Raw genomic sequence first — 6,431 nt, 5'->3', positions numbered from 1 at the left:
GAGCGGTAGTTCAGTTGGTTAGAATACCTGCCTGTCACGCAGGGGGTCGCGGGTTCGAGTCCCGTCCGTTCCGCCAACATTAAGAAACCTAAGTCTAACGACTTAGGTTTTTTTTTGCTTAAAATTTAGAGCTAAGCATCAATTAATCAGATGATTTTAAGTAAACATGACTATTATGTATAAAAATAATTACTTTTGTTGATAATGATGTCCTTTTAAAGGATGAGAGTGAAGCTTGCCTTTGGTATACTTCAGTTATAGCAAGAGATCTTGCTGTTTACCTGAGGTTGCTAATGGCGAAAAAACCGACTTATTCAGTGCGTTTTGTGGCAGGTCAACCTGTTGAGCGAATTGAGCCTAGCCCGCCTTTAAGTGAAAGAAAGGATACTCTACCTATTGGAATGCCTCTTTACACCGAAGGCATTCTAAAAATTGCGGTTTGGAATATCTATAAACAGCAACGCCCTAATTGGCGCAATATGTTGGAAATACTTTCAACAGATACGCATTTGCTTTTATTACAAGAAGCTCAAACCACACCTGAGCTTGTACGTTTTGCTGGGGCTCATCATTTGATTGCAGATCAAGTTCCTGCTTTAGCTTTTCAACAACACCCCGCGGGCGTAATGACATTATCAAGTTCTCACCCTATCTATTGCTGTCCTCTCAGAGAAAAAGAGCCCTTTTTACGACTGTCCAAATCAGCATTAATTACGGTATACCCATTAATTACGGGTGATCATTTAATGGTCATTAATGTACATGCGATTAATTTTAGTTTTGGAGTTGATGTTTATCAGCGTCAATTGAGCAATTTATCTGTTCATATCATGCATCATAAAGGACCGGTTATTTTAGCAGGGGATTTTAATGCGTGGAGTCGTCCAAGAATCAATGTATTAAAACGTTTTGCGAGAAGACTAGGACTTAAAGAAGTTATTTTTGATAATGATTGGCGTACTAAAGCCTTTGGCAAACCGTTAGATTATATTTTTTATCGAGGACTATCGTTAAATAATGCTGAAGTGTTGATCACTGATGCATCCGATCATAATCCTTTAATTGCAACATTCTATTAATTGATTATGATAACATTAATAAATATTAAACATATAATATTTAAATGTCATATAACTATATTTATTAGTATAACTATATTGCACTTAACTAATCTATCTATTTAATCTATTTGTTATATTAACGCCCTTTACTATACTTTTTTTGTCTATCTAATATCTCTAGATATAGGAAATAAAATGCCGACAAAAAATATAGTTATTATTGGTGGTGGTACCGGTGGAACTATTCTTGCTAATATCCTAGCTAAAAAATTAAATGACGAAATCTTTTCAAATAAAATTAAAATTACTCTTATTTCAGATAATCCCAATCATTATTACAAACCTGCATTTATGTATATTGCATTTAATCTTTTTTTAAAAGAAGAGCTAATGCGTTCAGAAAGAAGTTTATTAAGACCTGAAATTGAATTTGTTATTGATAAAGCTGAGCGCTTTGATTTTAATAATAAAATTATTTATTGTGAATCAAAGAAAAAATACAATTATGATTTTCTTGTATTAGCAACAGGTTGTGTTCCAAGCCCTCATCGTATTGAAGGTTTAAAAGAAGCAGGAAGCCACTTTTATCAATATGAAGCGGCCAGAAACCTCGCTGATAAACTCGCTAAAATTGAAAAAGGGCGTGTCTTTATTACAGTGAGTTTCCCTGAAACGCCCAATGTACCTCATCAGTGTGGTATCGCACCAATGGAAACGACATTGATGTTGGATGAATTCTTACGTCAACGTCGTGTTAGAAAAAATATTGAAATTGTTTATACCTATCCTACGGTTTCTCAGCTTTTAAGAAATTGCCTCTTTATGCAAAAAGAGGTATGTGAAGTCCTTCCTGCGGTATTTTCAGAACGCGATATAAAAGCTAAGCGTGGTTTTACATTGAGTCATGTTGATCCTGATAAGAAGATTGCTTACTCAAAAGAGGGTGAAGCAGAACCTTTTGATATCTTAATGAGTACACCCCCTATTACTGCGGTTGAAGCGATTCGTAATACAGGGTTAAGTGAATATAACAATGGTGAAGGTTGGTTACCTACTGATCCTGAAACATTACAAGTTTATGGGCTTAATCAAGTGTATGTCATTGGAGATACCGTTGATTTACCGATCAGTAAAGCCGGTGGTAGTTGTCATAACCAAGCTGGTGTGATTGCTAATAACATTTGTGGTGAACTTCGCTATGGCTACCCTGCGGCGATTTATGATGGTCGAGTACAAGCGGTTGCTCAAATGGGGTTATCAGCAGGTATGCCACTACAGTATGACTATAAACATGATGTAATACCTACGCCTCCTACTAAATTAGGTGGATTATTACGTAATAGTTATAACCGTGGATTATATTGGGCGACCGTTAGAGGACTATTATAGGGGAATAATAATGAGCGAAAATAATATAAGCGCGGCAGAAAAACTACTGTTTTCCGACGAGGATAAAGTACATCTTCAGCATCTATTAGAAAAAGCTAGACCATTATTAGCATTAAAACGCTTTGACAATATCGTGGATTTATTATCTTTAATATCAGACTCAATAGATATTATAGATAATGCAACGATAGAAAAACTTTCAGTTGCTTTTGAAGAAACATTAATTCCAGTATGGGAATTGAGTGCTGCTTATAATATGGCAAAGAAAGAATCTATTTATCAAGATAAAAAATATACATTAGGTTCAACTTTTTCATTATTAAAAAATCCCGATACCCTTAAAGGAATTTCAATTATTCTAAGAACTGTTCAAATTATCGGGGAAAATAACCAACGAATAGAGGATTAATTAATAACTAGGAGATATAATGACGCAAAGTAATAAACACTTTAATACTCAAGCAATACATTATGGCTATTCTCCGTTAGATTCTCAGGGCGCATTAGTGCCTCCTGTTTTTCAAACATCCACTTTTGTTTTTCCAACAGCACAATACGGTGCAGATTGTTTTGCGGGTAAAGAAAAAGGGCATTTTTATTCTCGGATCTCAAACCCTACTTTAGCGTTATTAGAAAATCGTTTAGCGCAATTAGAAAATGGTGAAGGTGCTATTGTTTTTTCTTCAGGAATGGGGGCTATTACCTCAACATGTTGGTCGTTACTTCAGCCGGGTGATGAACTTATTGCTGATATGACGCTTTATGGCTGCACTTTTACGTTTTTCAATCATGGACTTGTTAAATTTGGTGTTAAAATAAAGCACGTTGATTTAACTAACCTTGAAAAACTAAAAGAAGCGATTACTGAGAAAACAAAATTAATTTTCTTTGAAACCCCTGCTAATCCTAATATGCGTGTTAGCGACATAGCAAAAATATCTGAAATTGCTCATCAACATAATATTTTAGTGATGGTTGATAGCACCTATTGCTCACCTTATTTACAACAGCCATTAACTTTAGGTGCTGATATCGTTGTGCACTCTATGACCAAATATTTATCAGGTCATGGAGATGTCACGGCTGGTGCTATTATTACCACTCATGACTTGGCAAACAAAATACGAGTTGAAGGTTTAAAGGATATGACGGGTGCTTGTTTGTCTCCTCATGATGCTTCATTAATATTACGAGGAATAAAAACGCTAGGCATAAGGATGGAGCAAATCTGTAAAAATGCACAACGTATCGCAGAATATCTTGCAGATAATCCTAAGGTTGAAACTATCCATTATCCGGGATTAGCTTCTTTTCCTCAGCATGAACTCGCCAAACGTCAAATGCATTTAGCCGGAGGCATGATAGCTATTGAGCTAAAAGGAGGCATAAAAGCCGGTAGAGTGTTTCTCAATCGTTTAAATCTCTTTAGTCGAGCAGTGAGTTTAGGAGACTGCGAATCTTTAGCTCAACATCCTGCCACAATGACCCATGCCACTTATAGTGCCGAAGAGCGGCAACGACATGGTATTAGTGATGGTTTGATTCGATTATCAATTGGTCTGGAAGATGTGGATGATTTAATTGCTGATCTAGAACAAGCACTGGCTTAAGTGGTTGAGTTAATACATTGTGATTGTGATAAAGAAAAAGGCTGTGAAATTATCTACAGCCTTTATTGTTTAATACAGAAATGTGACTTACTTCTGGTTTATTCTCGGTTTGATACCGACATAGTAGCCAATTGTTAAAATCGCTACCCATACCATACCGACAACCAATGCCATTCTAGTTGACTCAAAATAGCCTAAGATTGCGATAACAAACGCCATAAAGACAATTGTCAGAGCGGGGGCAACAGGCCAAAATGGTACTGGAAATTTCAGTGTTTTTACCTCATCCGCACTCATCTTACGACGCATAGCGACTTGAGAAAGTAAAATCATTAACCAAACCCAAACTGTTGCAAATGTTGCAATAGAGGCGATTAACACGAAAATTTGCTCAGGGATAAGGTAGTTAAGTACCACGCCAAGTAATAGCACGACAGACATCACTAATACTGTCATCCAAGGCACACCATTACGAGTCAGTTTCATAAAGGATTTTGGTGCTTGTCCTTCTTGCGCCATGCCATACATCATACGACCGGCACCAAAGATATCACTGTTGATCGCAGAAATTGCAGCGGTGATAACGACAAGGTTTAAGATATTGGCTGCTGAATTGATCCCTAGATTTGAGAAAATCTGTACAAATGGGCTACCATTATGGCCGATTTGTTGCCAAGGGAAAATGCACATTAGAATGAAAATCGTCAGTACATAGAATAATAAGATACGAAACGGTACGGCATTGATTGCTTTGGGAATGGTTTTTTCGGGATCTTTAGCTTCACTGGCAGTAATACCAATCACTTCAATCCCACCAAACGCAAACATCACAATGGCAAGTGAGGCGATAACCCCTTCAATACCATTTGGCATAAAACCGCCAAACTCCCATAAGTTAGAGATACCAATAGGATGCTCAGTTTGTTGGCCAAAGCCATACATCATAATGACAACGCCACCAATTATCATGGCAATAATTGCAGTGACTTTAACGATAGAAAGCCAAAATTCCATTTCGCCAAATATTTTTACGTGGCAAAGGTTTAAGGCGCCAATAAAGCAAACTATCCCTAATACCCATATCCATTGATCAACATCGGGAAACCAGAGTTTCATATAGAAACCAAATGCTGTAACGTCGGCTAAACAGACAATCAGCATTTCAAAAACGTAGTTCCAGCCCGTTAAGAAGCCTGCTAAAGGCCCCATATAATGGCTTGCATATTGTGAGAAAGAGCCTGCAACTGGATGATGAACTGCCATTTCACCTAATGCACGCATAACCATAAATACTGCTGCTCCACCAATAAGGTAAGCAAGCAATACTGCAGGACCCGCTTTCTCAATAGCGGCCGCAGAGCCATAAAATAAACCCGTACCGATTGCAGAGCCTAGCGCCATAAAACGAATGTGCCGCCCTGATAATCCTCGTGAAAGTTGATTCTCTTTTTGCATCTAAAGTATTCCCATCTCTGTCCAACGGAGGAACTCTATCCTCTTTTTCAGTGTCTTCTCGCACGTTAGCTATTCAAAACAAACCATGTACCTTATCATAAAGCCTCTTACGGTGAGATAGTTATCTGTAATAATCATCAGCATTCATTGGATATCAGAGTTTCTTATGCAATACCCTATTAATGAAGTGTTTCAAACCTTACAGGGTGAAGGTGTTTTTACTGGCGTTCCTGCGCTTTTTGTTCGATTACAGGGGTGCCCTGTAGGTTGTAGTTGGTGTGATACCAAACATACTTGGGAAAAAGAAGACGAAAAAAAAGTTCCTCTTGGCGATATTCCTATTAAAACGCAAGAAAGCGATGCTTGGGGAGAAGCCAATGTTACTCAGATTTTATCACTTTTCCAACAGCAAGGTTATAGTGCAAAGCATGTAGTTATTACAGGTGGAGAGCCTTGCTTATATGATTTACGTCCTTTAACTGAAGGATTGGAGCAAGCAGGTTTTGACTGTCAGATAGAAACCAGTGGTACTCACGATATTTTATGTAGTGAGAAAACATGGGTGACACTTTCCCCAAAAGTAGGCATGAAAGGGGGATTTGCGGTATTGCCTAGTGCAATCAATCGAGCTAATGAGATAAAACATCCCGTTGGGCGTGAAAAAGATATTGAAGCGTTAGATGCCTTACTGGTATTACGCACAGAACACCCTGCACCTGTTGTTGCCTTACAGCCCATTAGTTGTAAAGAGAGTGCGACGGCATTATGTATTAAAACCTGTATTGAACGTAATTGGCGTTTCTCGATGCAAACGCATAAATATTTAAATATTGCGTGATGATGTTTTTAATATAAAAAATCAGCCAATAACAGGCTGATTTTCTTTTAGGTGATAGCGGTTTAATGTTAAACCTGA

Annotated in this window: 6 protein-coding genes; 5 read left to right on the top strand and 1 reads right to left on the bottom strand. The window is 37.6% G+C overall.

Going from position 1 to position 6,431, the window contains the following annotated elements; translation table 11 throughout:
* Window positions 1–293: 293 nt before the first annotated feature.
* From DK858_RS13435 to DK858_RS13420, 4 genes are all read left to right on the top strand, one after another.
* A complete protein-coding gene (locus DK858_RS13435) occupies window positions 294–1,079 on the top strand; it encodes an endonuclease/exonuclease/phosphatase family protein (protein WP_109397856.1) in 786 nt (261 codons plus the stop codon).
* A gap of 177 nt (window positions 1,080–1,256) precedes the next feature.
* On the top strand, window positions 1,257–2,450 hold the full coding sequence (locus DK858_RS13430) for an NAD(P)/FAD-dependent oxidoreductase (RefSeq protein WP_109397855.1): 1,194 nt from the start codon (window positions 1,257–1,259) through the stop codon (window positions 2,448–2,450).
* A gap of 10 nt (window positions 2,451–2,460) precedes the next feature.
* Complete coding sequence (locus tag DK858_RS13425; protein WP_109397854.1) at window positions 2,461–2,859, top strand: hypothetical protein; 399 nt, start codon at window positions 2,461–2,463, stop codon at window positions 2,857–2,859.
* A gap of 19 nt (window positions 2,860–2,878) precedes the next feature.
* Window positions 2,879–4,060: a methionine gamma-lyase gene (locus DK858_RS13420; RefSeq protein WP_109397853.1), complete on the top strand. Its 1,182-nt coding sequence runs from the start codon at window positions 2,879–2,881 to the stop codon at window positions 4,058–4,060.
* 87 nt (window positions 4,061–4,147) lie between these two features.
* Here the strand turns inward: DK858_RS13420 and DK858_RS13415 are convergent, their stop codons facing one another.
* Window positions 4,148–5,515 (bottom strand): amino acid permease, encoded by a 1,368-nt coding sequence (locus tag DK858_RS13415; protein WP_109397852.1) that lies wholly within the window; start codon window positions 5,513–5,515, stop codon window positions 4,148–4,150.
* 166 nt (window positions 5,516–5,681) lie between these two features.
* Between DK858_RS13415 and queE the strand changes: the two genes are divergently transcribed.
* Window positions 5,682–6,353, top strand: coding sequence for a 7-carboxy-7-deazaguanine synthase QueE (queE, locus tag DK858_RS13410; protein ID WP_109397851.1), 672 nt, complete (start codon window positions 5,682–5,684; stop codon window positions 6,351–6,353).
* Window positions 6,354–6,431 lie beyond the last annotated feature (78 nt).

The organism is Proteus faecis (genome assembly GCF_003144395.1).
Classification (GTDB): domain Bacteria; phylum Pseudomonadota; class Gammaproteobacteria; order Enterobacterales; family Enterobacteriaceae; genus Proteus; species Proteus faecis.
The sequence above is the reverse complement of the archived record's forward strand: the minus strand, read 5'-3'. Positions and strand labels throughout refer to the sequence as shown.

What these genes read in the sequence shown, in the direction of transcription:
- DK858_RS13435 (WP_109397856.1), top strand. Translation starts at nt 294, where the DNA reads ATGGCGAAAAAACCGACTTATTCAGTGCGTTTTGTGGCAGGTCAACCT.
- DK858_RS13420 (WP_109397853.1), top strand. Translation starts at nt 2,879, where the DNA reads ATGACGCAAAGTAATAAACACTTTAATACTCAAGCAATACATTATGGC.
- queE (WP_109397851.1), top strand. Translation starts at nt 5,682, where the DNA reads ATGCAATACCCTATTAATGAAGTGTTTCAAACCTTACAGGGTGAAGGT.
- DK858_RS13430 (WP_109397855.1), top strand. Translation starts at nt 1,257, where the DNA reads ATGCCGACAAAAAATATAGTTATTATTGGTGGTGGTACCGGTGGAACT.
- DK858_RS13415 (WP_109397852.1), bottom strand. Translation starts at nt 5,515, where the DNA reads ATGCAAAAAGAGAATCAACTTTCACGAGGATTATCAGGGCGGCACATT.
- DK858_RS13425 (WP_109397854.1), top strand. Translation starts at nt 2,461, where the DNA reads ATGAGCGAAAATAATATAAGCGCGGCAGAAAAACTACTGTTTTCCGAC.